Source organism: Nocardioides alkalitolerans DSM 16699, from assembly GCF_000426525.1.
In the GTDB taxonomy this organism is placed as follows: domain Bacteria; phylum Actinomycetota; class Actinomycetes; order Propionibacteriales; family Nocardioidaceae; genus Nocardioides; species Nocardioides alkalitolerans.
On record NZ_AUFN01000010.1, the window covers coordinates 557,129 to 582,355 of the forward strand.

General features: G+C 73.9%; 21 protein-coding genes and 1 tRNA gene. 6 read left to right on the forward strand and 16 right to left on the reverse strand.

Annotation, left to right across the window (positions count from 1 at the left end; genetic code table 11):
* Positions 1–149: 149 nt before the first annotated feature.
* From K329_RS0103360 to K329_RS0103385, 6 genes are all read right to left on the reverse strand, one after another.
* Positions 150–223: transfer RNA gene (locus K329_RS0103360), tRNA-Met, on the reverse strand.
* A 101-nt stretch (positions 224–324) separates the two neighbouring features.
* Complete coding sequence (locus K329_RS24315; protein WP_245596423.1) at positions 325–3,264, reverse strand: UPF0182 family membrane protein; 2,940 nt, start codon at positions 3,262–3,264, stop codon at positions 325–327.
* A gap of 95 nt (positions 3,265–3,359) precedes the next feature.
* On the reverse strand, positions 3,360–3,959 hold the full coding sequence (locus tag K329_RS0103370; RefSeq protein ID WP_052336298.1) for a PPA1309 family protein: 600 nt from the start codon (positions 3,957–3,959) through the stop codon (positions 3,360–3,362).
* The gene (locus tag K329_RS0103375) at positions 3,956–5,011 is read right to left on the reverse strand and encodes a YlbL family protein (protein WP_028471950.1); all 1,056 of its coding nucleotides are present in this window, start codon (positions 5,009–5,011) and stop codon (positions 3,956–3,958) included. Before K329_RS0103375 ends, K329_RS0103370 begins: the two co-directional genes overlap by 4 nt.
* A 99-nt stretch (positions 5,012–5,110) precedes the next feature.
* Complete coding sequence (locus K329_RS0103380) at positions 5,111–5,335, reverse strand: hypothetical protein (RefSeq protein WP_028471951.1); 225 nt, start codon at positions 5,333–5,335, stop codon at positions 5,111–5,113.
* A gap of 53 nt (positions 5,336–5,388) precedes the next feature.
* Entirely contained in the window at positions 5,389–5,838 is a 450-nt protein-coding gene (locus K329_RS0103385; protein ID WP_245596424.1) for a molybdenum cofactor biosynthesis protein MoaE, read from the reverse strand.
* A gap of 58 nt (positions 5,839–5,896) precedes the next feature.
* On the opposite strand from K329_RS0103385, the gene K329_RS24320 reads away from it, so the two are divergent.
* Together K329_RS24320 and K329_RS0103395 are read left to right on the forward strand one after the other, a co-directional pair.
* Entirely contained in the window at positions 5,897–7,372 is a 1,476-nt protein-coding gene (locus tag K329_RS24320; RefSeq protein WP_084540951.1) for a zinc-dependent metalloprotease, read from the forward strand.
* A complete protein-coding gene (locus K329_RS0103395) occupies positions 7,369–7,968 on the forward strand; it encodes an NUDIX hydrolase (protein WP_028471953.1) in 600 nt (199 codons plus the stop codon). The genes K329_RS24320 and K329_RS0103395 overlap by 4 nt, the downstream gene beginning before the upstream one ends.
* A 9-nt stretch (positions 7,969–7,977) precedes the next feature.
* On the opposite strand, the gene K329_RS0103400 is transcribed toward K329_RS0103395, so the two are convergent.
* The 3 genes from K329_RS0103400 to K329_RS0103410 form a co-directional block, all read right to left on the reverse strand.
* Positions 7,978–8,535, reverse strand: coding sequence for a M48 metallopeptidase family protein (locus K329_RS0103400; RefSeq protein WP_052336300.1), 558 nt, complete (start codon positions 8,533–8,535; stop codon positions 7,978–7,980).
* Between the two features lie 17 nt (positions 8,536–8,552).
* Positions 8,553–9,611 (reverse strand): PHP domain-containing protein, encoded by a 1,059-nt coding sequence (locus K329_RS0103405; protein WP_028471955.1) that lies wholly within the window; start codon positions 9,609–9,611, stop codon positions 8,553–8,555.
* Positions 9,612–9,942: 331 nt separating this feature from the next.
* On the reverse strand, positions 9,943–10,749 hold the full coding sequence (locus K329_RS0103410) for an enoyl-CoA hydratase/isomerase family protein (RefSeq protein WP_028471956.1): 807 nt from the start codon (positions 10,747–10,749) through the stop codon (positions 9,943–9,945).
* Positions 10,750–10,830: 81 nt separating this feature from the next.
* Here K329_RS0103410 and K329_RS29265 point away from each other — a divergent pair, with 81 nt between their 5' ends.
* Complete coding sequence (locus K329_RS29265) at positions 10,831–11,844, forward strand: hypothetical protein (protein WP_157571538.1); 1,014 nt, start codon at positions 10,831–10,833, stop codon at positions 11,842–11,844.
* Between the two features lie 79 nt (positions 11,845–11,923).
* Here the strand turns inward: K329_RS29265 and K329_RS30665 are convergent, their stop codons facing one another.
* From K329_RS30665 to K329_RS0103435, 4 genes are all read right to left on the reverse strand, one after another.
* On the reverse strand, positions 11,924–12,088 hold the full coding sequence (locus tag K329_RS30665; RefSeq protein WP_157571539.1) for a hypothetical protein: 165 nt from the start codon (positions 12,086–12,088) through the stop codon (positions 11,924–11,926).
* A gap of 163 nt (positions 12,089–12,251) precedes the next feature.
* Entirely contained in the window at positions 12,252–12,563 is a 312-nt protein-coding gene (locus tag K329_RS0103425) for a WhiB family transcriptional regulator (protein WP_028471958.1), read from the reverse strand.
* Between the two features lie 101 nt (positions 12,564–12,664).
* On the reverse strand, positions 12,665–12,892 hold the full coding sequence (locus K329_RS0103430; protein ID WP_028471959.1) for a hypothetical protein: 228 nt from the start codon (positions 12,890–12,892) through the stop codon (positions 12,665–12,667).
* Positions 12,893–13,008: 116 nt separating this feature from the next.
* Positions 13,009–15,105: an ATP-dependent DNA helicase UvrD2 gene (locus tag K329_RS0103435; protein ID WP_028471960.1), complete on the reverse strand. Its 2,097-nt coding sequence runs from the start codon at positions 15,103–15,105 to the stop codon at positions 13,009–13,011.
* A 75-nt stretch (positions 15,106–15,180) separates the two neighbouring features.
* Here K329_RS0103435 and K329_RS0103440 point away from each other — a divergent pair, with 75 nt between their 5' ends.
* A complete protein-coding gene (locus K329_RS0103440; RefSeq protein WP_028471961.1) occupies positions 15,181–15,429 on the forward strand; it encodes a mycoredoxin in 249 nt (82 codons plus the stop codon).
* Between the two features lie 48 nt (positions 15,430–15,477).
* On the opposite strand, the gene nudC is transcribed toward K329_RS0103440, so the two are convergent.
* Entirely contained in the window at positions 15,478–16,437 is a 960-nt protein-coding gene (nudC, locus tag K329_RS24330) for an NAD(+) diphosphatase (RefSeq protein ID WP_043641943.1), read from the reverse strand.
* Between the two features lie 99 nt (positions 16,438–16,536).
* On the opposite strand from nudC, the gene aztD reads away from it, so the two are divergent.
* Both aztD and deoD read left to right on the forward strand, forming a co-directional pair.
* Positions 16,537–17,799 (forward strand): zinc metallochaperone AztD, encoded by a 1,263-nt coding sequence (gene aztD / locus K329_RS0103450; protein ID WP_211225719.1) that lies wholly within the window; start codon positions 16,537–16,539, stop codon positions 17,797–17,799.
* Positions 17,800–17,844: 45 nt separating this feature from the next.
* Complete coding sequence (gene deoD, locus K329_RS0103455; protein ID WP_028471963.1) at positions 17,845–18,561, forward strand: purine-nucleoside phosphorylase; 717 nt, start codon at positions 17,845–17,847, stop codon at positions 18,559–18,561.
* Positions 18,562–18,585: 24 nt separating this feature from the next.
* Here the strand turns inward: deoD and K329_RS0103460 are convergent, their stop codons facing one another.
* Both K329_RS0103460 and K329_RS0103465 read right to left on the reverse strand, forming a co-directional pair.
* Complete coding sequence (locus tag K329_RS0103460) at positions 18,586–21,801, reverse strand: ATP-dependent helicase (protein WP_052336474.1); 3,216 nt, start codon at positions 21,799–21,801, stop codon at positions 18,586–18,588.
* Positions 21,802–21,872: 71 nt separating this feature from the next.
* Complete coding sequence (locus K329_RS0103465) at positions 21,873–25,190, reverse strand: ATP-dependent helicase (RefSeq protein WP_084540952.1); 3,318 nt, start codon at positions 25,188–25,190, stop codon at positions 21,873–21,875.
* Between the last annotated feature and the right edge of the window lie 37 nt (positions 25,191–25,227).

Below are 25,227 nucleotides of genomic sequence, written 5' to 3' on the forward strand. Positions count from 1 at the left end.
AGGTCGCTTCCGGCGGTGTTGGTGGCACCGGGGTGCCGGTGATGGTCCTGCAGGTCAGTTGAGCCACATCTTTCCGGACACGTTCCGGAGAAACAGCAACGGCCCCCGGATCTCTCCGGGGGCCGCACTGACTTGCACCTTCTTCTTTGTAGCGGGGGCAGGATTTGAACCTGCGACCTCTGGGTTATGAGCCCAGCGAGCTACCGAGCTGCTCCACCCCGCGTCGGTGAACAGAACGTTACGGCAGAAGCAGGTGAGTGCCAAATCGGGGGCGGGTGAGTCACCTCACCCGCCCCCGACGGGCTCATCCGTGCACGCGCGACGTCAGCCCGTGGGCTCCGCCGACGGGTCCGCCGTCGGCTCGTCGGTGGCGCCTTCCTCGGGAGCCGCGTCGACGCCGGGCAGGTCGCCCGCGAGCCCGAGGGCCTCCTCGACGAGGTCCTGGCCCTCCTGGACAGCACCCTGGTAGCCACCGAGGTCGCCCTCGGCGAGCAGCTCCTCGGCGTCGGCGAACTTCTGGTCGGCCTGGCTCAGCAGCGTGTTGATCTGCTGCTCCACGCTCGCCGTCGGATCGGTCGGCTCCGCGTCCGGGTCGTCCGGGTCGGTCGGCTCGACGACGTCCTCCTCGAGCGGTCCGACCCCCAGCACGTCGGCGAGCGCCTCGGCCAGGGTCTCCCCGATGCCCACGTTGTCGTCGCCGAAGGAGACGGCGACGAAGCGGAGCACCGGGTAGTTGCCGTCACCGGTCGTCCGGATCGAGTAGAGCGGCTGCACGTAGAGCAGGCTCTCCCCGACCGGCAGCGTCAGCAGGTTGCCGCGGATGGTCTGGACGTCGCCGCGCTGGTAGGGCAGCAGCAGCTCCGTCACGGTCTGGTCGGACTGGATCTGGTTCGCGATCTGCCCCGGACCCGACACCTGGCTGCTGGAGCTCAGCCGTCGGATCTTGAACTCGCCGTAGCCCTCCGACGCGGCGTCGCCGTTCACCTGCAGGAACGACGCCAGGTTCTGCCGGTTGGCGGGCGTGTAGACGCTCGTCAGGGAGAACGTGTCGGGCACCAGCGAGTCGCCCGACGGCACCGAGAGACGGTACGGCGGCTGCAGGCTCTCGGTCCGGTTCGGGTCGGCCGGCACCTGCCAGCGGTCGTTGCCCTCGTAGAAGTCGTTCGCGGTGTCGACGTGGTACTCGCCGAGCTGGTAGCGCTGGACCTTGAACATGTCCTCCGGGTAGCGCATGTGGTCGAGGATCCCGTCGGGGATCTCGTCCCGGTCCTGGACGGTGCCGGGGAAGGCCCCCATCCACGCCTTGAGCATCGGGTCCTCCTCGTCCCAGGCGTAGAGGTTGACCGTGCCGTCGTACGCGTCGACGGTCGCCTTGACCGCGTTGCGCATGTAGTTGATCTCGTCCGTCGGCACCGTCTGGAACGGGTTGTCGTCGGTGAGCGAGTCGTCGGTCATCTCCTCGAACGACTCACGGTTCGAGAGCGGGTACTGGTCGGTGGTCGTGTAGCCGTCGAGGATCCAGACGACCTTGCCGTCGACGACCGCCGGCAGTGCGTCGCCGTCGACCGTCAGCCAGGGCGCGACCTTCTCGACCCGGCGTGCGGGCTCCCGGTCGTAGAGGATCTTCGAGTTCTCGTTCACCCGGCCCGACAGCACGATGTTCGGCTCGCCGAACTTCACGGCGTACAGCAGCTTGTTGAACAGGCCGCCGACCTCGACGCCGTCGGCGCCGTCGTACGTCGTGGTGGTGCCGCCCTCGTCGCCGCTCGGGAGGTCGAGCTCGACGCCGTCGGAGTCCTCGGAGGTCGAGCCCACGATGGAGTACGACGGGCTGTTCTCGCCGAAGTAGATCCGGCCCTCGTAGCCGCCCTCGCCGGAGAGCGTGGTGAGGTCACCGGTCGGCGGCAGGTTCGTCTCCGCCCACGCCGGGTCCTGCGAGACGATCGTCGTGTTGTCGGCGCGCTTCTGGTTGCCGTACGCCGCGATCACGCCGTAGCCGTGCGTGTAGACGGTGTGGAGGTTCGCCCAGTTCTGGCTGCTCTCCGAGAGACCCTGCTGGTTCAGCTCGCGCACCCCGAGCACGACGTCGCGCTCGATGCCGTCGATGTTGTAGGTGTCGACGTCGAGCACCTCCGGCACGGTGTAGTAGCCGCGGACCTGCTGCAGCTGCTGGAACGCCTGCGGGATGACCGAGGGGTCGACCAGGCGCACGCCGCCGCTGTTCGCGACCGTGGCCGCCAGCTGGCTCGCCGCGTCGTCGGACAGCTGGGTGAGGTCCGTCTGGGCGTCGAACTGCTCGATCTCCACGTTGTCGATCCCGTAGGCCTCCTTCGTGGCCGTCAGGTGACGCTCGATGTACGGCGCCTCCTTGTCGGCCTGCGTCGGGCTGACCTGGAAGCGCTCCATGATCGTGGGCCAGAGGATGCCGAGGAGGATCGACGAGAGCACGAGGAGGCCCAGGCCGACCGTCGGCAGCATCCACGTGCGGCGCCAGACGTTGAGGAAGAACAGCACGGCGCAGATGACCGCGATGCCGATGAGGATGTTCTTGGCGGGCAGCACCGCGTTCTCGTCGGTGTAGCCCATGCCGTCGATGTAGCCGCCGGTCGCCGTCAGCAGGTCGAAGCGGTCGAGGTAGTAGTCGACGCCCTTGACGAGCACGAGCAGGCCGACCAGCACGGAGAGCTGGATCTGCGCGGCGCCCGAGATCTTGTCGCGCGCCGCCTGCAGGCGGATGCCGCCGAAGAGGTAGTGCACGACCGCGGCACCCATCGCCGAGACGACGAGCACGGCCATCGTGAAGTCGACCATGAAGTGCAGCCACGACAGGTCGAAGACGTAGAAGCCGAGGTCACGGTCGAAGTAGGGGTCGGTGCGACCGAACTCCTCGCTGTTGCGCCACAGCAGGAAGTTGCGCCACTGACCGGCGCCCGACGTACCGGCGAAGACACCCATCAGGAGCGAGATGCCGATGAGCAGCCACACGCGGATCGGCGTGACGGCCTCGCGGTAGCGGTCGAGGCTCGTCTGCTCCGGCGACGGCGGCCGGAAGACGGGCCGGAACCGGTAGGCGAGGTACATGCTGAGCGCGACGGCGATCGCCATGAAGGCGCCGAAGACCGCGAAGAGGATGATCCGCGTCCACACGAGCGTGGAGAACACACCTGAGTAGCCGACGGACTGGAACCAGAGGCGCTCCGTCCAGAAGGACGCGAGACCGGCGAGGGCGACGAGCCCGATCACGATCACCGCAGCGGTGATCACCAGGGCCCGAGATCGTCCGGACGGCGCGGAGCCACGGTTCCGGGTGCCCGTGCCACCGCCTCGCGGGGGCCGTGGGCCCGAATCGAACAGCTCGCTCACTTGTCTGTTTCCTCCTCGTCGAGGGTGGTGCTCAGGAGCTCGACCAACGCAGGCACGAGATCGGTTCCTCCGACCACGGACTGGTCGTCGTCATGGGCTTTCATGCGCAGGGCGCAGTACGACGCACCCGCGCGCGTCACGCCGGCCACCATCCGCACCTCCTGGCGCAGGGGGTGGGTCCGGGCGAACTCGAGCGCCGCAGCGGGGTCGTCGGGGATCTCGGCGTCGACCTCGGGGGGCAGCACGAGACGCTCGACGACGGCGGCGCAGCCGGTGACCGTCGCGGGCCACACGATCTGGGCCACGGCGGCCTCGAAGCCCTCGTCGGACGGGAGCCGATCCTGCTCGACCGCCGTCAGGGAGCCCTCGGCGCTCGTGTCGTCGAGCCCGGTCGCGGCCGCGAGGTCGGGGGCCTCCACCACCAGGCGGCGGGTGTCGACCAGCGCGTAGAGCCGCGCGGGCTGGTCCCAGCCCGCGGCGGACACGTGGTGCTCGATCTCGAGCACCGCCGAGGCCAGGGCCGGGTCGATGTCGAGCGCCGCGCCGTCCTCGCCCACGAGGCCGAGGAGGGTCAGGTCGTCGTCGGAGGTGCTCACTCCACCACGTCCTCGCAGGTCATGACGTCGGCGTCGACGTCCTCGGCGAGCGCCTGCACGGTCGAGAGGGCTCGGTCGAACGTGTCGATGGCGACGAGGCGCATGTCGCCGTTGGCGGCGTCGAGCGCCTCCTCGCAGTTCGGCGCCGGCACCAGGAAGACCTCCGAGCCCGCGTCGCGGGCGCCCGGGATCTTCTGGGTGATGCCGCCGATCGAGCCGACCTCGCCGGCCTCGGAGATGGTGCCGGTGCCGGCGATGTCCAGCCCGCCCGTCAGGTCGCCGGGCGTCAGCACGTCGTACACGGCCAGCGCGAACATCGTGCCGGCGCTGGAGCCACCGATGCCGTTCGGCGGCGTGAGGTTGACGTCGAACGGGAAGTCGTAGCCCTGCACGAGCTGGACGCCGATGCGCGCCGCGCCGTCCTCGTTCACGGTGTCGACGTCGACGTCCCGCGACTCGCCCTGGCGGTCGATGGTGAGGGCGAGGGTGCCCCCGACGCCGACCCGCTCGACCACGTCGCTCAGCTGGCCCGTCTCCGTGAGGGGCTCGCCGTCGACCTCGCGGATCACGTCACCGGGCTCCAGCACGCCCTCGGCCGGGAAGCCGGCCTGGACGCCGCCGACCTGCACGTTGGGGGTGTAGTCGATGCCGAGCGCGCCGAGCGCGACCGCGATGGAGACGTCGATGGAGCTCGTCATCTGGGCCGTCGAGCGGACCGCGTTGGTGGCGTCGTCCTCCTCGTCGGAGTAGACGGCGTCGTGCGGGTAGACGGTCGAGTCCTCGTCCCACCACGCCGACAGGGCCTGCGCCAGCGGGACCCTCGTCTCGGGCCGCGTGACGCTCGCCGTCGTCATCCGCAGCTCGCCCGACGTCGGCAGGTAGCTCTCGTGACCCTCGACGGTGACGAACGGGGGGTCGTCCCCCTCGCCCAGCACGTCCAGGGTCTGCCCCGGGCTGTAGGTGACGAACGGGGCCGGGAGGAAGAACGCGGCGGCCCACAGCGCGACGACCAGGGGCACCGCGACGATGCCGGCCAGGGTCCGCTGATTCATGGGCCCCACTCTCTCAAATACCAGCAAGTCCGACCGCATCGGGCGAGGCCCGCGGTGACGGCGTGGGACCCACCACCCACGCGGCCCGGACCCGGGGGGTCAGCTCGCGCGGCGACGGCGGACGGCGACACCCGTGCTGCGGTCGCGGGGCGGGAGGTCGCGCACGGCGTACCCGGCTGTGGGCTCCTTGCGCAGGGCGGCCTCGATGCGTCGTACCTGCTCGTCGCGGTCGGGCGCCGCGCGCTCACGCTCCGCCCACGACACCCAGACCATCGCGAGACCGGTGACGACCACCGGGGGCACGAGCCAGAGCAGGATCTCCACGCGGCCACGGTACGGCGCCCGCCCCGCCCGGCGGGGCAGGCTCGCGGGAGCGGTCAGGGGGTGCCGACCCACTCGTCGGAGCCGTCGACGAAGAGCTGGTGCTTCCAGATCGGCACGCGGGCCTTCAGCCGGTCGATGAGGGCCCGGGTCGCCTCGAAGGCGACGCCCCGGTGACCCGAGGCCACGCCGCAGACGACGGCCACGTCGCCGATCGCGAGGTCCCCCACCCGGTGGAGGACGGCGACGGCGCGCACGTCGAAGTCGCTCGCCACCTCGGCGCACACGGCGGCCATCTGGTCGACGGCCCCCGGGTGGGCCGAGTACTGCAGGCCGCGCACGCCGCGGCCGCCGTCCTCGTCGCGGACCCGGCCGACGAAGAGGTCGAGGGCCCCCGAGGAGGGATCGTCGAGCGCGGCCAGGACCTCGTCGACGTCGATGACCTCGGTGCGGAGGTCGACCAGACGGACGACGGGGTCGGCGGGGCGGTCGGCAGGATCGGGCACGACGGCGATCGTAGTCGGCCACCCCGGCGGCCATCGTGGGGCGAGTACCGTGGATCCCATGAGCGACAAGCCCGGCGACAACCCCGGTGACGGCGACAACCCCTTCCGCGGCACGCCCTTCGAGCACCTGTTCTCGGGCGGCGCCGGCGGCCTGGGGGGTCTCGGCGCGATCTTCGGCGGCGCGGGCGGTCAGATGCCCGACCTCTCGGGGATCATGGCCCAGGTCCAGGCCCTCATGCAGCCCTACGACGGCCCGCTGAACTGGCCCGTGGCGGTCGACATGGCGCGGAAGAACGCGGCCCGGCAGCCCGACCCGTCGCCGACCGCCGCCCAGACGACCGCCGTCGCCGAGTCCGTGCGGCTCGCCGACCTCTGGCTCGACGAGACCACCGACTTCCCCAGCGGCGTGACGTCGACCGCGGCGTGGAGCCGCGCCGAGTGGATCGTCGGCACCACCGACGTCTGGAAGGTGCTCGTCGAGCCGATGGCCGCCCAGGCGGTCGGGTCGCTCAGCCAGGCGCTGCCCGAGCAGGCGCGCGCCATGGGCGGTCCGCTGCTCGACATCCTCGGCAAGGCGACGGGCGCGATGCTGGCCCAGCAGATCGGTACGGCGCTGGGCGAGCTCGCCGGCGAGGTGCTGAGCGCCTCCGACATCGGTCTCCCGCTCGGCCCGACCGGCCGCGCCGCCCTCGTGCCGGCCAACATCGCGTCGTTCGCCGAGGGCCTCGACGTGCCCGCCGACGACGTCCTCCTCTACCTCGCGCTCCGCGAGGCCGCCCACCAGCGCCTGTTCGCGCACGTGCCGTGGCTGCGCGCCCACCTGGTCGACGCGGTCGCGGCGTACGCCCAGGGCATCGAGATCGACGTCGAGGCCATCCAAGCGAAGCTGCAGGAGCAGATGCAGGGCATCGACCCCACGGACCTGTCCTCGATGCAGGAGGCGATGGGCTCGGGTCTCTTCGAGATCGAGCAGTCCCCCGCCCAGAAGGCGGCCCTCGAGCGCCTCGAGGTCACGCTCGCCCTGGTGGAGGGCTGGGTCGACGAGGTCGTCGGCCAGGCCACCGAGGCCCGCATGCCCAACGCGGTCAAGCTCGCCGAGGCGGTCCGCCGCCGCCGCGCGAGCGGCGGCCCCGCCGAGCAGACGTTCGCCTCGCTCGTGGGCCTGGAGCTGCGCCCCCGCCGCCTGCGGGACGCCTCCACCCTCTGGGGCTCCCTGCGCACCCGTCAGGGCGCCGAGGGCCGCGACGGCGTGTGGATGCACCCGCACCTGCTCCCGACCGCCGCCGACCTCGACGACCCGCTGGGCTTCCGCGAGGACGCCCTGACGGTCGAGGCCGTCGCCGACGAGGACGACTTCGACGCCGCCCTGCGCGACCTGCTCGACGCCGAGACGGGGTCCGGCGAGGCCTCCGACCCCGTGGATCCCCTGAACCTGCCGGACGTCGACGACGCCGCGGGCCCGCAGGGCTCCGAGGGCCCGGACGGCTCCGAGGACGAGGGCGACGACACCCCGCCCGAGCCCACGCCGGCGTGAGCGGGACCCCCGGAGCACTGCACGCCGACGCCCTCGCGTCCCTCGTCTCCTGGACGGCACCCGATGCCGCCCAGGAGGAGCTGCGCCAGCGGTACGTCGCGCACCTCGAGGCCACCCCGAACGGCGTCTACCGCTCGTCGACGCCCGACCACGTCACCGCCAGCGCGATCGTGCTCGACGCGACCGGCGAGCACGCCCTGCTGACGCTGCACGCCAAGGCCGGCCGCTGGTTCCAGCTCGGCGGGCACTGCGAGGAGGGCGACACGACGCTGGCGGGGGCCGCCCACCGGGAGGCGGTCGAGGAGTCCGGCCTGGCGTCGTCGCTCCTGGCGCTGGACGGCGTCCCCGTGCAGCTCAGCGAGCACCCGGTGCCGTTCTGCCGTCCCGGAGGCGCCGAGGCCGGTCGCCCGGTGCACCACCTCGACGTGCGCTACCTCGTGGTCGCTCCGGAGGCGGCGCGCCCGGAGGTCAGCGAGGAGTCGCTCGACGTGCGGTGGTGGCCGGTGGACGCCCTGCCCGACCCGGAGGCCGACCTGCTGCGACTGGTCGAGCTCGCCCGGGAGCGGCTGACCGCCCGCGGCCTCCCCGGGTCCTAGGCGTCGCACCTAGCCCTCGATGACGTCCTCGGACTCGCCCGGGGGTGGGTCCATCTGGCTGGCCGACGAGTAGCCCAGCAGGTAGCCCTTGGCCCGTTCGGCCTGGGGGTAGTGCGCCACCCACGCCCAGAAGTCGGCGTCGTGGCCCGCCACCAGCAGGTGGGCGAGCTCGTGCACGAGCACGTAGTCGACGACCCAGCTCGGCATGCCCCGCAGGCGCGACGACAGTCGGATCGTGCGGTCGCCCGGGGTGCAGGAGCCCCACCGGGACTGCTGGTTGTCGACCCAGCGCACCGAGAGCGGGTCGGCGAGCCCGCCCAGGTAGCGGTCGCTCAGCCGTCGGGCCCGCAGGAGCAGGTCGTCCTCGCTCGGCTGGGAGCGTGCCTCGGCCCTCTCGATGCGGCCGACCATGGCCCGCACCTCGTCGGCGACCTCGGCGTCGGTCAGGGTCGCGGGCACGACGACGACGATGCGCTCGCCCTCCCGGAACGCCGAGATCGTGCGCCGGCGACGACGGGAGCGGCGCACCTCCACCTCGGGATCAGGCTGGCGCTCCGCCGCTGTCATGGTGGGACGTTATCCCCTCAGACGGGCTGCGCCCAGGAAAGCAGCCGGTCGCGTGTCCACGTGTTGACGATCCTGTCCGGTGGGATGCCGGCCGCCTCGGCGCGCTGGCACCCGTGGACCTGGAGGTCGAGCTGGCCCGGAGCGTGGGCGTCGGAGTCGATCGAGAAGAGGCACCCGATGTCCCGCGCGAGCTCCAGCAGCCGGGTGGGCGGGTCCCGCCGCTCCGGTCGGGCGTTGATCTCGACGGCGACGTCGTGCTCGACGCAGGCCTCGAAGACGGCGCGGGCGTCGAAGGACGAGGCCGCGCGCGTGCCGCGGCCGCCGGTCACCAGGCGACCCGTGCAGTGGCCCAGCACGTTGGTCCAGGGGTTGGCCACGGCCGCGACCATGCGCCGTGTCATCGCGGGCGCCTCCATCGCGAGCTTGGAGTGCACGCTGGCCACGCGCACGTCGAGCCGCCCCAGCATCCGGTCGGTCTGGTCGAGCCGGCCGTCGTCGAGGATGTCGACCTCGATGCCCTTGAGCAGGCGGAACCCGTCACCGTCCGCGTCGCCGCCGAGGTGGTCGTTGACGGCGTCGACCACGTCGAGCTGGCGGGCGAGGCGCTCGGCGGTGAGCCCGTGGGCCACGGTCAGCCGCGGCGAGTGGTCGGTGAGCACCAGGTAGTCATGGCCGAGCTCGATGGCGGTCATCGCCATCTCCTCGATCGGGGAGCCGCCGTCGGACCAGTCGGAGTGGGAGTGCAGGTCGCCCCGCAGCGCCGCGCGCACGACCTCTCCCCCGCGCACGAGCGGCCCGGCGTGCTTCGCCTCCAGCTGCGCGAGCCGCGCGGGCACCTCGCCCCGGGCGGCCGAGGTCGCCACCTCCGCCGTGCTCTTGCCGACCCCGTCGAGCTCGGTCAGGGTGCCGGCGGCAGCGCGCCGTACGACCTCGTCCTCCCCCACCGCCAGCAGCGCGGCGGCGGCGGCGCGGTAGGCCTTGATCTTGTAGGTGTCCTCACGGGCGCGCTCGAGCAGGAACGCGATCCTCCGCAGGGCGGTGACGGGGCCTCCGTCGTACGTCTGGGGCTCGGTCACGCCCGCTCCTCTCGTGCTGGTCCTCCGTCCACACCCTGTGGAACGAGTCGAGGCAGGTCAGCGGCCTACGCGGGGCCGCGGCGGGCAGCGGCGCCCCGAGTTGTTCCCCGCCGAAGGTCCCGTCCTCCACCGTACGACGTCACCGTCCACAAGTTCGTCCACAGCTTTGTCCACAGGGGTGGACAGTCGCGTGCCGACGACCCGTTGACCGGCGCCGTGGCGCCCCCTAGGTTGGCGGACGACGGAGCCCCCGGGCGCCGGCGTCGCAGGCAAGGGGAAGGCAGGCGACGCTCGTGCGACCGGGGGCTCCGCTCGTGTCGGCAGGCCCTGGTCAGCGCCCCGTGAAGCGCGCCGGGCGACGCTCCCGGGCGGCGCGGATGCCCTCGTGCAGGTCCTCGGTCGCGAGCGTGATCGGCTGCGCCATCGCCTCCCACTGCAGTCCGGCCTCCAGGTCGCGGTGGCCGGCGCGCAGGGCCAGCGTCGTGAGGCGGCTCGGCACGGGCGCGGTCGCGGCGATGCCGTGGGCGACCTCCAGCACCTCGTCGACGAAGCCCTCGCGCTCGAGGACGCGGGAGACCAGGCCGAGCGGGAGGGCCTCCTCCGCGCGCACGATGCGCCCGGTGAGCAGCAGGTCGCGGGCGTGGGCGGGGCCGACCACGTCGGGCAGGAGGTACGTCGCCGCCATCCCCGGGTGCATGCCGAGCTGCACGAAGGGCACGCCCAGCTTCGCGCCGGACGCGGCGTACCGGAGGTCGCAGGCCAGCGCGACGCACAGCCCGGCGCCGATGGCCGCGCCGTTGAGGGCGGCGACGGTCGGCACCTCGAGGCGGCGGATCGAGAGCCAGGAGCGGTAGAACGGCAGCATCCGGGCGCGGAGGTCGTCGACGCTCGCCTCCGGCTCGCTCGCGATCCACGAGGTGTCGCCGCCCGAGCAGAAGGCGGTGCCCTCGCCGGTCACGACCACGGCCCGCACGTCCCGGTCGCCGACGAGCCCGTCGATCGCCTCGACCCACGACGCCGTCATCTGCGGCGACATGGCGTTGCGCTGGTCCGGGTTGTCGAGCACGAGGACGACGACGCCGTCGTCGTGCCGCTCGACGCGCAGGTGGGGCAGGGACGTGACCTGGGGTGCACTCATGGCGGCAGACTAACCATGCGCAGGGACAGGCCTGTGGAGGACGCCCCGCGCGGGCGCCGCGCGCGTGGAAGGCTCCGCGACATGGACTCCGCGCCCCACCCCCTCCCGTCCCCGGTCGGACCGCCCGTGGCACGGGGCGCCGGTCCTGCTGCCCGGCGTCACACCCTGCGGCCGGGGGTCGTGGCCGTACGACGTGGCGACGGCTGGCTGCAGGTCGGCACGGGCGACGACCGGCTCCTGCTGCCCGACCGGCCGGAGGTGCGGGAGCACCTGGCCGCCCTGCGGCGCGGCGCGGTCGCGACGACGCCGGCCGCGGGCGGCGCACCGGAGCCCGCCGTGGCCGCGGCCGACCTCCGCCTGGCCGAGGCCGGGCTGCTCGTGGACGCCGACCTGCTGCTGGACCAGCTCGGACGATCACGTCGGGCGAGCGGTGGCGGCGGGGGCGACGTCGACGACCCGGGCGCGCACGTCGTCAGCGACCTCTTCGCCGGCGACCCCGGGTCCGCCGCCGAACGGTTGCGGCGACGGCGCGAGGCGCGGGTCCGGGTCGTGGCCCCCGCCCCGTGGGACGACGAGGTCGGCCGCCTGCTCGGGGCGAGCCTGCTGGGTCGGACCGACCCCGGTGACCTCCCGGCGGGAGGAGTCCTGGGACGGCCCGGCCGGGCCCACCCCGTTCTCGTCGTGAGCGCGGGCGAGCCCTCCCGCCACGTGCTCGACGACCTGGTGCGCGACGAGACGCCGCACCTCGTCGTGGTGCTGCTCGCCGGGCGCGCCCGACTGGGGCCGTTGGTCGAGGTCGGGCGCACGGCCTGCGTGCGCTGCGTCGACGCGAGCCTCGGCGAGGAGGACCCCCGGCACGCCCTCGTCACCGCCCAGCTCGCCGACCCGCCCGCCGGGCTCGCACCCGAGCCGGTCGACCCGGCCCTGGCCACCCTGGCCCTGGCGTGGGCGGTGCGCGAGCTGGCGACCTACGTCGAGGGCGGGCTGCCGACCACCTGGTCGACCACCCTCGACATCGACGCGAGCGGCCTGCCGCGCGCCACGCGCTGGCCGAGGCACCCGTGGTGCGGGTGCAGCTGGGACGCCGTCGGCTGACGGATGCGTGACGGACGGGCCCGGAACGGGACGAACCCGCCGGGACGGTCCCGGCGGGTTCGACGTGGGTGCTCGTCGCTCAGAGCGAGCGGGCGAGGTTCAGTCGCGCGCGGAGCGCGGCTGCCTCGGCCTTGCGGCTCAGGCGACGGGCGGCGAGCAGGCGCTGCGTGCGGTGGCGCTGCTCCGCCTCACGGAGCAGCTCGGCTGACTGCGCGCGGGCCAGTTCTTCGTTGAGCAATTGCATCTCGTTGGTCCTGTTCTGGGTCGGTGCGGAGTGGGGGGTGGGAGCGGTCATCGGACTGCTCCGGCGGCGGTGCGCTCGATCGGGTCGAAGATCACGGGTGGCTCCTGGTGGTGGTGGCGGACGCTGTCTCGGTGGTGCGGATGGCGCGGGTGCTGCTCGGGGCTCAGGCGGCGACGGGGTTCTTCCGCGGGCGCCCCCGGGGGCGCTTGCGCGGGATCACCACGCCCTGGGCGAAGAGCTCACCACCCCACACACCCCAGGGCTCGCGCCGCTCGAGGGCTCCGTCGAGGCAGAGCGCCCGTACGGGGCAGTCCAGGCAGAGGGCCTTGGCCTCCTCGACGTCGGTCGGGGACTCGGCGAACCAGAGCTCGGAGTCCCCGTTCCGGCACGGGAGGAGGCGCTGGTCCACCTCGTCCGCGGCGTCGTGCAGGTCACCCAGGCTCACGGAGCCGGGCATCAGCTGGTGGACGGTCATGTCGTGTCACCTCCTCTCGACGACCTCTGGTGGGTGGAAAAACGAAAAAGGCCACGGTTCCCGTGAGGGGACCGTGGCCTGGAGGCGCCGACTGAGGGATGTCAGACGGGGGGACTCCAGGCTGGGGTCCGCGGCTGGGCGGCCATGCCGGCGGCGACGCGGATCGCGGGGATCGCAAAGCCGAACGGCTTCGACGCGGCTGCCCGCAGACGCACGTCACCTGCGAACGCGGCGACATCGCCGAGGAAGGCGTGGCCGCCCTCGGACGTGCCGGCGTACGCGGACGTGCTGGACGTCGCGAGCCACTGCGTCGTGGTGATGTTCTCCATGGGGGCCACCTCCTCAGGTGTCGTCGTGCGCGGGCGTTGTCAGGACCCTGGTGCGCGGATGTGTTCGTGGACTGCGGAAGAAGTTACTCCCGCCGCCGTGTCATGAGCAATCTATTTTATGACTCATTTCGCAGGAGTTCTCCGGCCGGGCTCTCCCCCGCCACCACGGCGAGCACCTCGTCGCCGTACTTCTCGAGCTTGGAGCGTCCGATGCCGCTCACCTTCAGCATGGCCTCGGGCGACGCGGGGCGCAGCTCGGCGAGCAGCTGCAGGGTCGCGTCGGTGAACACGACGTACGCCGGCACGCTCTCCTCGCCGGCCCGCTCGCGACGCCACTCCCGCAGGCGCTCGAAGAGGGCCTCGTCGTACGACGCCGGGCAGTCCGCGCAGCGGCCCACCTTCTTCTCCGCCGCCGTGTCGAGCGGCTTGCCGCACTCGCGGCAGTGCACCGCGCGCCGGTTCGACGACTTCGACGGCTTCTTGCCGGCCGCGGTGCTCTCGTCGAACGAGGTCGGGAGCACCGGCCGCAGGAAGCGGGACGGCTTGCGGCTGCCGCGACCACCCGGCTGACGCGCTGCGGCCCAGGACACGAAGAGCTCGCGGCGGGCGCGGGTCACCCCGACGTAGAGCAGGCGTCGCTCCTCCTCGATCGCGGCCGGGCCCTCGGCGTACGTGATGGGCACCGCGCCGTCGTGGATGCCGCACAGCAGCACCACGTCCCACTCCAGGCCCTTCGCCGCGTGCAGGGTCGCGAGCGTGACGCCCTCCGCGACGGGCGCGTGCTGCTCGGCCGCGCGCCGCTCGAGGTCGTCGACGAACGTGGCGAGGTCGGCCTCCGGGTCGCGGGCGTGCTGGATGGAGAGGTCGAGCAGCGCCTGGAGGGACTCCCAGCGGTCTCGGGTCTGACCACGGGCCGCCGGCGGCTCCGGCGCCCAGCCCATGCCGGCCAGGGCCGACCGGACCGACTCGGTGAGCGTGTCGTCGTCGCCGCCCGCACGCGCCGTGCCGCGCAGCAGCGTCACCGCCTGGCGCACCTCGGGCCGCTCGAAGAACCGCGCGGCGCCGCGGACGACGTACGGCAGCTGGCGCGCGGCCAGGGCCTCCTCGAAGGCCTCCGACTGGGCGTTGATGCGGAAGAGGATCGCGACCTCGCTGAGCGGCACCCCGCGGTCGCGCAGGCGGGCCACCTCGGTCGCCGCCGCCTCGGCCTCGGCCACCTCGTCGGGCAGCCCGCGACCGACGATCTCGACGCCCTTCGGCTGCTGGGCGACGAGCTTGACGCCCTGGCTGGTCGTGCCGGCCAGGAGGGCGTTGGCGCCCGCGACGATCTGGGGGGTGGAGCGGTAGTTGCGGACCAGGTCGACCGAGGTGGCCCCGGCGTACTTCTTGCCGAAGTCACGCAGGTAGGACGCGTCGGCGCCCGCGAAGCTGTAGATGGTCTGGGCGGGGTCGCCGACGACGCAGATCTCGTCGCGGCCGCCGAGCCAGAGGTCGAGCAACGCCTGCTGGAGGGGAGAGACGTCCTGGAACTCGTCGACGACGAACCACCGGTACTGACGGCGCACCTGGGCGGCGACCCGCTCGTCCTCGGCCAGGAGACCGGCGTTCCAGAGCAGCACGTCCTCCATGTCCATGCGGCCCTGGGAGCGCTTCGTCTCCTCGTAGGCCACGAGGACGCGCGCGACGGCGGCCGGGTCGAGACCCGTCACCGAGCGGCCACGGGCGGCGGCCAGGCGCGGGTAGTCGTCGGGGCCGACGTTGCTGACCTTGCTCCACTCGATCTCGGCGGCGAGGTCGCGCAGCAGCGCGGGGTCGGTGTCGATGCGCAGGCGGCGCACGGCCGGGCCGAGGATGCCGAGCTTGGAGGCCACGAGCTCGGGCAGCTCGGTGCGGTGGACCTTCGGCCAGAAGAACCGCAGCTGGCGCAGCGCGGCGGAGTGGAACGTGCGGGCCTGGACCCCGGGCGCGCCGAGGTCGCGCAGCCGCACCCGCATCTCGCCGGCGGCCCGCGCCGTGAACGTCACGGCGAGCACCTCGGTCGGCGCGTAGACGCCGGTGGCGACGCCGTACGCGATGCGGTGGGTGATGGCGCGCGTCTTGCCCGTGCCCGCCCCGGCGAGCACCCGCACGGGGCCGCGGAGCGCCTCGGCGACCTTGCGCTGCTCGGGATCGAGCGCGGCGAGGAGGGCCTCCGGCGTGCGCGTGGGGGGCATGGGGGAACATCTCCTCGGATTCGGTGGTTCTAGATGCGCCGACGACAGTAGACGCCAGAAGGGACAGTGGGTCCGATGACCGCTTCGTTCACGATGTACAGCACGCCGTGGTGCGGGTACTGCCACCGCCTGAAGAGCCAGCTCGACCGCGAGGGCATCGCCTTCGAGATGGTCGACATCGAGCAGCACCCCGAGTTCGTGGAGCTCGTCGAGAAGGTGAACAACGGCAACCAGACCGTCCCGACGCTCGTCTACTCCGACGGCTCGGCGCAGACGAACCCCTCGCTGATCCAGGTGAAGGACAAGCTCGCCTCCCTGGCCTGAGCTCCCCCGGGCCCGCGCCCGCGTCGTACGGCGGGCCGGTCGGCCGGGCTACCAGCTCGAGTCGAGCGGCTCGCCGTACCACGCCTGGATCAGGCGGTGCGAGATCGAGACTCCCCCCGGCAGCATGAGCTCGCCGGAGGCGAGCCCGGTGCGGATGTCGTCCCGGGTGTACCACTGCGCGTCCTCGATCTCGGCGCCGTCGACGTCGATCTCGAGCGACGCGGCGCGGCCCGTGAACCCGATCATCACGCTCGCCGGAAGCGGCCACGGCTGGTTGCCGAAGTAGGTGACGTCGGAGACGCGCACCCCGGACTCCTCCCAGACCTCGCGGCGCACCGCGTCCTCGAAGGTCTCCCCCGGCTCCACGAAGCCCGCCAGCGTCGAGTAGCGACCCGGCGGCCAGACCCGGTTGCGCCCCAGCAGGCAGCGCTCGTCGGCCGCGCCCGGCTCACCGTCCGTGATGAGCATGATGACCGCGGGGTCGGTGCGCGGGAACTGGTGCCGACCGCAGCCGCCCTCCGAGGCGCACGCCAGCACGTGGCCCGCCTGCGCCGGTGACAGCGGCCCGCCGCAGCGCGGGCAGAAGCTCGTGCTCCAGTGCCACTCGGCCATGCCCATGGCGTGGAGCACCAGGCCGGCCTCGGGGGTGTCCACGACCTCGCCCAGCACGTCGCGCAGCCCCTGCCACTGCTCCTCGGGCCCCGGGGCCCCGGCGGGGTCGATGATCGCGGCGAAGTACGACGCGTCGCCCGGCTGCTCGCCGAGGAGCAGGCGCAGGGCGTCGGGTCCCGCCGCTGCGTCGGGCAGGTCGGCCGTGGCGAGCCAGCGCGGGCGGCCGTCGGCCGCGAGCAGGCGGTTGCCGGCGATCACGAGCACCCGGGTCGCCGGGTCCGCCCACGTCCGCTCGAGCCAGTCCTCGTCGGTGCGCTCCAGACCGTGGCGGTCGTGCGCGTACGACGAGGTCGCGGCATGCGGGAGACGGTCCGGGAAGTCGCGACGATCTGGCACCCGTCGAGCCTACGTGGCGCCCTGCAGGACGCACCCGGGGGCCGACACCGCGTCCTCCGGGTTGACAGGCGACCCTTCCGTCCGATGAGAATGGTTCTCGTGTTCACATCGACATCCCCCCTGCGCCGTCCCCTCCCCACCGCCGTCCTGAGCGTGCTCGCGCTCGGCGCCGTCGCCGCCTGTGGCACCGACACCGCCGACCGGAGCGACTCCGGCGACACCCCGGAGACCACCTCCGCCGCTCCTGCCTCCGACGTCGTCGAGGCCGCCGGTCCCGAGCCCCGCCTCGCCGTCACCTACGACGGCGGCGTGCTGGTGCTCGACGCCGACTCCGGCGAGGTGCTCGCCGACGAGGCGCTCGACGGCTTCCTCCGCGTCAACCCGGCCGGCGACGACCGCCACGTCTTCGTCAGCGCCGCGGGCGGCTTCACCGCCCTCGACCTCGGCAGCTGGACCGAGGCGCACGGCGACCACGGCCACTCCTGGACCACCGACCCCCGCCTCACCGACGTCTCCTTCGACGCCGAGGAGCCCGGCCACGTCGTCGTGCACGACGGCATCACGACGCTCTTCGACGACGGCACCGGCGACATCACGTCGTTCCGGTCGGCCGACCTCGCCGAGGGCGCCCCCGCCACGGAGTCGTTCACGTCGGACGCGCCGCACCACGGGGTCGCCGTGCACCTGCCGGACGGCAACCTGCTCCAGACCGTCGGCGACTCCGAGAGCCGCTCGGGCGTCCGGCTCGTCACCGCGTCGGGCACGGAGCTGGCCGCGAGCGGGGAGTGCCCCGGTGTGCACGGCGAGACCTTCGCCGCCGAGACGATCGTCGTCGGCTGCGAGGACGGGGTGCTCGTCGTCGACGGCCGCACGATCACGAAGGTGGCGAGCCCCGACGCGTACGGGCGCATCGGCAACCAGGCCGGCTCCCCCGTCTCCCCCGTCGTGCTCGGCGACTACAAGTCCGACCCCGACGCCGAGCTCGAGCGCCCGACCCGCGTCAGCCTCGTCGACACCGAGACCGCCACCCTGCGCCTCGTCGACCTGCCGGCCAGCTACACCTTCCGCTCGCTGGGCCGCGGCCCGGCCGGCGAGGCCCTGGTGCTCGGCACCGACGGCAACCTGCACGTGATCGACCCCGCCACCGGCGAGCTCACGTCGTCGGTCCCCGTCGTGGCGCCGTGGGAGGAGTCGGAGGTCTGGCAGGAGCCGCGCCCCGCGCTGTTCGTGCAGGACGGCACCGCCTACGTGACCGAGCCCGCCACCAGCGAGGTGCACGTCGTCGACCTGGCGTCGTCGGCCGTCACCGCGAGCCACGCGCTGCCCGAGGTGCCGAACGAGATCACCGGCAACGCGGGCTGACCCGCGACCGCCCCGGGCGGACCACCGCGTGCCAGGATCGGCGGCGTGAGCACCCACATCGCCGCCGGTCCTGGCGCGGTCGCGCCCCTCGTCCTCATGCCGGGCGACCCCCTGCGCGCCCGCTGGATCGCCGAGACGTTCCTCGACGACGCGGTCTGCTACTCCGAGGTGCGCGGCATGCTCGGCTACACCGGCACCGTCGACGGGCGTCCCGTCTCGGTGCAGGGCTCCGGCATGGGTGCGCCCTCGATGTCGATCTACGTCCACGAGCTCTTCACGTCGTACGACGTGCGCGCGATCGTGCGGGTCGGCTCCTGCGGAGCGATCAGCGACCGGCTCGGGCTGCGCGACGTCGTGCTGGCGTCAGCCACCCACACCGACAGCGCGCTCAACCGGCTGACGTTCGAGGGCCTCGACTTCGCGCCGGCCGCCGACTTCGACCTGCTGCGCGCCGCCGTCGACGCCGCCCCGTCGCACCTCGCCGGCGCCACGGCGCTCGTCGGCACCGTCTTCTCGAGCGACTCCTTCTACCCGACGCGGCCCGAGCTGGGCACGCGGCTGGCGGAGCACGGCGCCCTCGCCGTCGAGATGGAGACGAGCGCGCTCTACACGCTCGCCGCCCGGTTCGGGCGGCGGGCGCTCGCCGTCTGCACCGTCTCCGACCACCTGCTCACCGGCGCCGAGACCACCGCGCTCGAGCGGCAGGAGTCGTTCGCGGCCATGGTCGGGATCGGGCTCGACGCACTGCTCGCCGTCGACTGAGGCTCCGCGTCTGCGCGGCCTGCTTCAGTCGGCCGCCGTCGCGTCGACCAGCAGGGCGGCGATGCCGTCGCGGTCGGGCAGGTCGTCGGGCACGACGAGCCGCCCCGAGCGGACGTGGAAGAACGCCGCGCGCACCCGTTCGACCGGAAGCCCCCGCAGGTCGGCCCAGGCCTGGCGGTAGAGCGCGAGCTGGAGGGGGTCGGCGTTCTCGGCCCGGCCGGTCTTCCAGTCGACGACCAGGAACGCCGGGGCGTCCGGGTCGTCGGGGCGGGCCGGCTCGGCGTACACCGCGTCGATGCGACCCCGCACCACCTGGCCCGCGACGACGAGGGCGAACGGCGTCTCGACGGCCACCGGCACCCGGTCGGCGAACGGCCCGGCCTCGAAGGCCGCCACCACCTCCGCGAGGTCGTCGGCGCCGTCGATGCCGAGGTCGCCGCGGCCGGGCAGCTCGTCGGGGTCGAAGAGGTCCTGCTGGCCGAAGCGGGCCTCGACCCAGGCGTGGAACCGGGTGCCGAAGCGGGCCGCCGACGACGGCGGCCGCGGCATCGGGCGGGCCAGGTCGCGCGCCACGGCGTCCGGGTCGTCGCGCAGGCGCGCCAGGGTCGTCGCGGAGAGGCTGGTCGGCAGCGGTACGGCGACCTCGGTGGCCCGGTCCCGCCGTACCTCCGTCAGCAGCCGCTCGATCTCCTCGTCCCACTCCGCCACCTCGGCGATGCCGACGATGTCGAGGTCGGCGTCGTCGGACTCGTCCGCCTCCCCCGCCGCCAGGCGCCGCTGCTCCGCCCGGACCAGGGCCGCCGCGGCGATGCGACGCTCGGCCTCGGCGGTGCGCGTGGTCACCGGCCACGGCTCGGGCGCACGGCCCGCCTGCAGCGGGTTGGGGGTGCCCTTCTCCGGCTTCTCCACCCAGCGCTCGGGCTCGCCGCCCGCGTCGCGGACCGTCTCCGCGAGGGTCACCAGGTAGGGCGAGGGGCCGACCGGCGTGGCCCGGGACTCGTTCCAGACGTACGCCGACGCCACCAGCTCGTGGCGCGCCCGGGTGAAGGCCACGTAGCCGAGCCGGAGCTCCTCCGTCGCCTCGTGCACCTTCGCCGTGGCGCGCAGCTCGTCGATGTCGGCCTTCTCGTAGCCGCGCAGCTGCGGCACGTCCTGGGCGTCGCCGCGCAACGCGGAGGGCAGCACGGCGGGCCCGGTCACCCACTGGGTGCGCGTCTGCTTCGTCGGGAACTTCTCCTCGCACACGCCCACGCAGAAGACGACGTCCCACTCGAGGCCCTTCGCCCGGTGGACCGTCAGCAGCTTGACCGAGTCGGCCTCGGTCGGCGTCGCGACGTCGAGGCCGGTGCCCATCTCGTCCTCGGCCGTCAGGTAGGCGAGGAGGGCACCCAGGCTGACGTCACCGTCGACCGCCTGGAAGTCGGCCACCGCCCGCACGAAGAGGTCGAGGTTGTCGCGCCGGGCCGCGGCCGCCGGGCTCACCGAGCTGGCGAGCTCGACGTCGATGCCGCAGACGTCGACGATGCGCCGCACCAGGTCGAGCAGCGGCTCGCCCGCGTGGCCGCGGAGGTGGCGCAGCTCGGAGGCGAGGAGACCGATCCGGGTGCGGGCCACGGCGGAGTAGGGGTAGTCCCGCTGCTCCCCCGGGTCGTCGAGCGCGTCGCACAGCGACGAGATCTCCGTCGGGTCGGCGCCCTCGACGGCGACCGCGAGGGCCTCCTCGACCGTCCGCTCGAGGTCGCCGCCCGGTCCGGTGGCCGCCAGGTCGCGGGCCCGTCGGCCGAGGATCGCCAGGTCGCGCGGGCCCAGCGCCCACCGCGGACCGGTGAGCAGCGTGAGCGCGGAGGCGTTGGCCGTGAGGTCGTGGAGCAGGGTGAGGGTCGCGACGACCTCCGCGACCTCGGGCAGCCGCAGCAGGCCCGAGAGACCGACGATCTCCACCGGCACCTCGCGCGAGGTGAGGGCGTCGAACACGTCGGCGGCGTGCTTGTTCTCCCGGGTCAGCACCCCGATCTCGCGCCACTCCGTGCCGTCGGCGTGTGCCGCGAGCACCTGGTCGGCGAGCCAGGCGCGCTCGTCGTCGTACGTGTCGTGCACGGCCACCCGGACGCGACCCGGTCCGGCACCCGCCGGCGCCCGGAGCGGCTGCACGCCGGCGTACGCCGCGTAGAGGGGCGCGGCGAGCCGGTTGGCGGCCTCGAGGATGACGCGGTCGGAGCGCCGGTTCACCGTGAGCGTGTGGGTGGGGACGTCGGGCGACCCGTCGGCTCGGGGGAAGTCACGGCCGAACCCGAGGATGTTGGAGACCGACGCACCCCGCCAGCCGTAGATGGCCTGGTTGGGGTCGCCGACGGCCGTCACGGCGTGGCCGCGGCCGGTGGCCGGGTCGGGCCCGGAGAAGAGCTTGCGCAGCAGCAGGGCCTGCGCCACCGAGGTGTCCTGGTACTCGTCGAGCAGCACCACGGCGTGCTTGTCGCGCTCGGCGCGGCCCACGTCGTCGTACTCGTCGGCGAGGCGGGCGGCGAGGGCGATCTGGTCGGAGAAGTCCATGAGGCCGAGGTCGGACTTGAGCCGGCGGTAGGCGACGACGAGGTCGAGCAGCTCGTCGCGGCGACCGATCGTGTTGACCACCTTCTCCAGGTCGGCGCGCGCCCGGGACGTCTCGAGGGAGGCGAGGAAGCGGGGCAGCTCCCGCTCCTGGAACGCCCGGAGGTCGTCGATCGAGACCAGGTGCTCGCTGAGGGCGCCCTCGAGCGCCAGGATGTACCCGACCACGGTGGCCGGGTGGTCGCTGAGCAGCTGGACCGGACGGTGGTGGCGGGCGACGGCCCGGGCGGCGAGCTGGTAGCGGGAGGCGTCGGCCATCACCCGGGTGTCGGGCTCGTGGCCGATGCGCAGGCCGTGCTCGGTCAGGAGCGAGGCGGCGTAGGCGTTGTAGGTGGCCACGGTCGGCTCGAGCACCTCGCCGGCCTCGTCGTCGGCCGGCCCGGCCACCGGACCGAGGCCGGCGACCCTGAGGGCCTCCCGGACCCGGGTCGAGAGCTCGCGGGCCGCCTTCGTGGTGAAGGTGAGGCCGAGGATCTGCTCGGGTCGCACCTGACCGGTCGCCACGAGGTAGACGACCCGCGCCGCCATGAGCGTGGTCTTGCCGGAGCCGGCGCCGGCGATGACGACCGCCGGGCTCAGCGGCGCGCTGACGGCCTCCCACTGCTCGTCGCTGACCGGGTAGGCGGCCTTCATCACGTGCTGGAGCGCGACCGGGTCGTCGAGCACGAGCGGCTCCCGCTCCGGCCCCTGCGGCTCGGCGGCGCTCACGACAGCACCGTCCCGGCGCCCTTGGCCGGGCAGACGGGCACGAACGCGCAGTCGTCGCAGTGCTTGCCCACGCGGGCGGAGAACTCCTCGCAGCGGATCACCGCGACGGCCTCCGCGAGCTGGGTCTGCACGAGCAGCCGGCCGTCGGCGTCGGGCTCCTGGGGGCCCTGCAGCTGCACCTTCACCACGCCCCGGGCCTCCTTGCGCAGCTGCACGAGCTCGGCGCCGCCGGAGCGCGCCGGGCGGTGCTCGGGCGGCACCAGGTGGTCGGCCGCGCCGTGGTCGACGGCCAGCTGGTAGAGGCCGAGCTGGGGGTGCTGGTCGACCTCGGCGCCCGTGGGCGGGTACTTGCCGGTCTTGAGGTCGACCACGACGACCCGGTGCTGGTCGTCGACCTCGAGCCGGTCGGCGAAGCCGTTCAGCACGACCCGCTCGCCGTCGTCGAGGGTCACCTCGGCGCGCAGGCGCTGCTCGACGCCGACGACCGCGCGGGCGTCGGCGCGCGTGTGCCAGCGCAGGAACCGGAGCAGCGCGGCGTGGGCCTCCGCCCGCTCCCGGGCGCTCGACCACGGCGTGCGGAAGGGGATCTGGGGCCAGACCTCGTCGACGTACGCCATCAGCTCGTCGACCCTTGCCGGATCGCCCGGCAGCTCGTGCTTCGCGACCCGCTCGGCGAGGGCGTGCAGCACGAGGCCGAAGCCCTGCGACGCGGTGCTCACCGAGCTGCCCCCGGCCTCCCGCTCCAGGAACCAGCGCATCGGGCAGGTCAGCACGGAGGTCAGGGTGCTGGCCGAGATCGTGAGCGGCGCGTCGACCGGGCGGACGGGCGCGTCGGCCACGCTGAGGCCGCGCGTGCCCCACCAGGAACCGGGGTCGGCGGCGGGGACCACCGGGCGCCCGGCCGCGTCGGTGACGGCAGCGAGCCGGGCCAGCCGGCGGGCGGCCGCACCGCGGAGGTCGTCGGGCTGCGCGGGGTCGGCGACCGTACGGCGCAGGTGGGCGACCATGCCGGCCATCGAGAGCGGGCGGCGCGGGCGGCCCTGACGGTGCTGGGCGGGCGCGCCGAGCTCGGCGAGGAAGCGCGAGGGCTGCTCGCCGTCGTCCTCCGGGGAGCGCACGGCCGTGACGACCAGGCGGTCGCGGGCGCGGGTGCAGGCGACGTAGAAGAGGCGGCGCTCCTCCATGAGCGCCTCCCGGACGCCCGGCGGGGGCACGAGGCCGACCTCGCGCGGGCCGATGCGGTCGGGCTGCAGCAGGGTGGCGCGGCGGCGCAGGTCGGGCCAGCCCTCCTCCTGGACGTGGGCCACGACGACGAGGGGCCACTCGAGACCCTTGGAGCGGTGGGCCGTGAGCAGGCGGACCGCGTCGCCCCGGATGCCGCGGTCGGCCAGGGTGTCGCCGGGGATCTCCTGGGCCGAGAGGGTGGCGAGGAAGGTGGCCACGCTCGTGTGACCGCGCTGCTCCTCGGTCTTGGCGGCCGCCTCGAAGAGGGCGACGATCGCGTCCAGGTCGCGGTGGGCGCGACGGCCACCGGGGCCGCCGTGGGCCGTCGAGGCGCGGAGCCGGGCCGGCCACGACGTGCCGGACCAGAGGTCCCACAGGACCTCCTCCGCGGTACCGCCGTCGTCCATGCGGAGGCGCGCGGCACGGAGCAGGTCACCGAAGACGGCGGCCTTGGCGGCGCCCGCGACCTCGACGTCGGTGAGGAGGCCGGGTTCCAGGACGGCCTCGCGCAGCAGCTCCGGCGACGACCGGGGCGGGCGCTCCTCGGCCGTTGCCCGCTCCTTCTCGACCGCCCGCACGTGCCGGGCGAGCGCCCGGACCTCGGTGGCGTCGAGGCTCGCCAGCGGCGAGGTCAGCAGGGCGTGGACCTGGTCGGGGCCGACGTACCCCGGCGCGTCGGGGTCGTCGACGTCGCGGTGGACGACGGCGCGCAGGGCGTCGAGCAGCGGGGCGGCCGCGGGCTCCCGCACGAGCGGCAGCTCGTCGGCCGCCACCTCGACGGGGACGCCGGCCGCCCCGAGGGCGCGGCGCATCGCGGGCAGGGTGGAGCGACCGGAGCGGGCGAGGACCGCCATGTCGCCCCAGGCGACCCCGTCCTCCAGGTGGGCCCGGCGGAGGAGGTCGGCGAGGTGCTCGGCCTCGGCCCGCTCCGTGTCGAAGGTCAGCACCTCGACGTGGTCGCGGGTGGTGCGGGCGGCCGGCTGCGGGTGCTGGAACACCTCGCGCGCCTCGGGGCTGATGCTGCCGGTGAGGCTGAGCCGCGAGGCGACGTTGCCGGCGACGCGCAGGATGCGTGGGCCGAAGCGGCGGGTGGTCGCGAGCACGACGACGTCGGCCGGTGCGCCGTCGGTGCGCGGGAACGACCGCGGGAAGTCGAGGATGCCGCGCACGTCCGCGCCGCGGAACCCGTAGATGGACTGGTGGGGGTCGCCCACGACGACGAGGTCGCGGCCGTCGCCGGCGATGGCGCGCAGCAGCCGGACCTGGCCGGGGTCGGTGTCCTGGTACTCGTCGACGAAGACGTGGCGGTGACGCTCGCGCAGCTCGGTGCGGTGCTCCTCGGCCTCCAGGACGGCCCGACGGATCAGGTCGGCGTAGTCGATGGCGCCGGCGAGGTCGAGCACGTCGAGGTACTGGTCGAGGAACAGGCCGGCGGCGGCGAACTCGGCGATGCCCTCGGTGCGGCCGAGCTCGGTCAGCTCCTCGGCGGAGAGCCCCTTCTCGCGCGCCCGGGCGAGCACCCCGTGGACCTCGCGGGCGAACCCGCGGGTGCCCACGGCGCGACGCAGCGACTCCGGCCACTGCACGGACTCGGGGGCGTCGGTGAGCAGCTCGGCCAGCACGACGTCCTGCTCCGGGGCGGACAGCAGGCGCAGGGGCGCCGTGTAGAGCTCGGGCGGCGAGTAGCGCCGGATCAGCTGGTAGGCGAAGGAGTGGAAGGTGGAGCAGATCGCGGCCCCGGTGGTGCGGCCGAGGCGGGCGGTGACGCGGTCGCGCAGCTGCTCGGCGGCCTTGCGGGAGAAGGTGAGCGCGAGCACCGAGGACGGGTCGGCGCCGCGGTTCTCCACCCGGTCGACGATGGCCTCGACGAGCGTCGTGGTCTTGCCCGTGCCCGGACCGGCCAGCACGAGCAGCGGGCCTCCCCGGTGGTCGACGACGCGCTGCTGGTGGGGGTCGAGCGTCGGCGGGGCGACGGGCTCGGCGCTGGCGGGCACGAGCCGGTACGTCGGACCCGCGGCCTCGCGGGTGCGTGCGGGGCGGCGCGTCGTACCCCCGCGTGCTCCGCCCGCACCGCCCCGTCGATCAGCCATGGGAGCCATCCCAGCACGGGCCGCCGACAGTCAGGCG

Coding starts and splice junctions, on each gene's coding strand:
- K329_RS0103375 (WP_028471950.1), bottom strand. CDS start 5,011: ATGAATCAGCGGACCCTGGCCGGCATCGTCGCGGTGCCCCTGGTCGTC.
- K329_RS24320 (WP_084540951.1), top strand. CDS start 5,897: ATGAGCGACAAGCCCGGCGACAACCCCGGTGACGGCGACAACCCCTTC.
- K329_RS0103400 (WP_052336300.1), bottom strand. CDS start 8,535: ATGACAGCGGCGGAGCGCCAGCCTGATCCCGAGGTGGAGGTGCGCCGC.
- K329_RS0103410 (WP_028471956.1), bottom strand. CDS start 10,749: ATGAGTGCACCCCAGGTCACGTCCCTGCCCCACCTGCGCGTCGAGCGG.
- K329_RS29265 (WP_157571538.1), top strand. CDS start 10,831: ATGGACTCCGCGCCCCACCCCCTCCCGTCCCCGGTCGGACCGCCCGTG.
- K329_RS30665 (WP_157571539.1), bottom strand. CDS start 12,088: ATGCAATTGCTCAACGAAGAACTGGCCCGCGCGCAGTCAGCCGAGCTG.
- K329_RS0103425 (WP_028471958.1), bottom strand. CDS start 12,563: ATGACCGTCCACCAGCTGATGCCCGGCTCCGTGAGCCTGGGTGACCTG.
- K329_RS0103430 (WP_028471959.1), bottom strand. CDS start 12,892: ATGGAGAACATCACCACGACGCAGTGGCTCGCGACGTCCAGCACGTCC.
- K329_RS0103435 (WP_028471960.1), bottom strand. CDS start 15,105: ATGCCCCCCACGCGCACGCCGGAGGCCCTCCTCGCCGCGCTCGATCCC.
- K329_RS0103440 (WP_028471961.1), top strand. CDS start 15,181: ATGACCGCTTCGTTCACGATGTACAGCACGCCGTGGTGCGGGTACTGC.
- K329_RS0103460 (WP_052336474.1), bottom strand. CDS start 21,801: ATGAAGGCCGCCTACCCGGTCAGCGACGAGCAGTGGGAGGCCGTCAGC.
- K329_RS0103465 (WP_084540952.1), bottom strand. CDS start 25,190: ATGGCTGATCGACGGGGCGGTGCGGGCGGAGCACGCGGGGGTACGACG.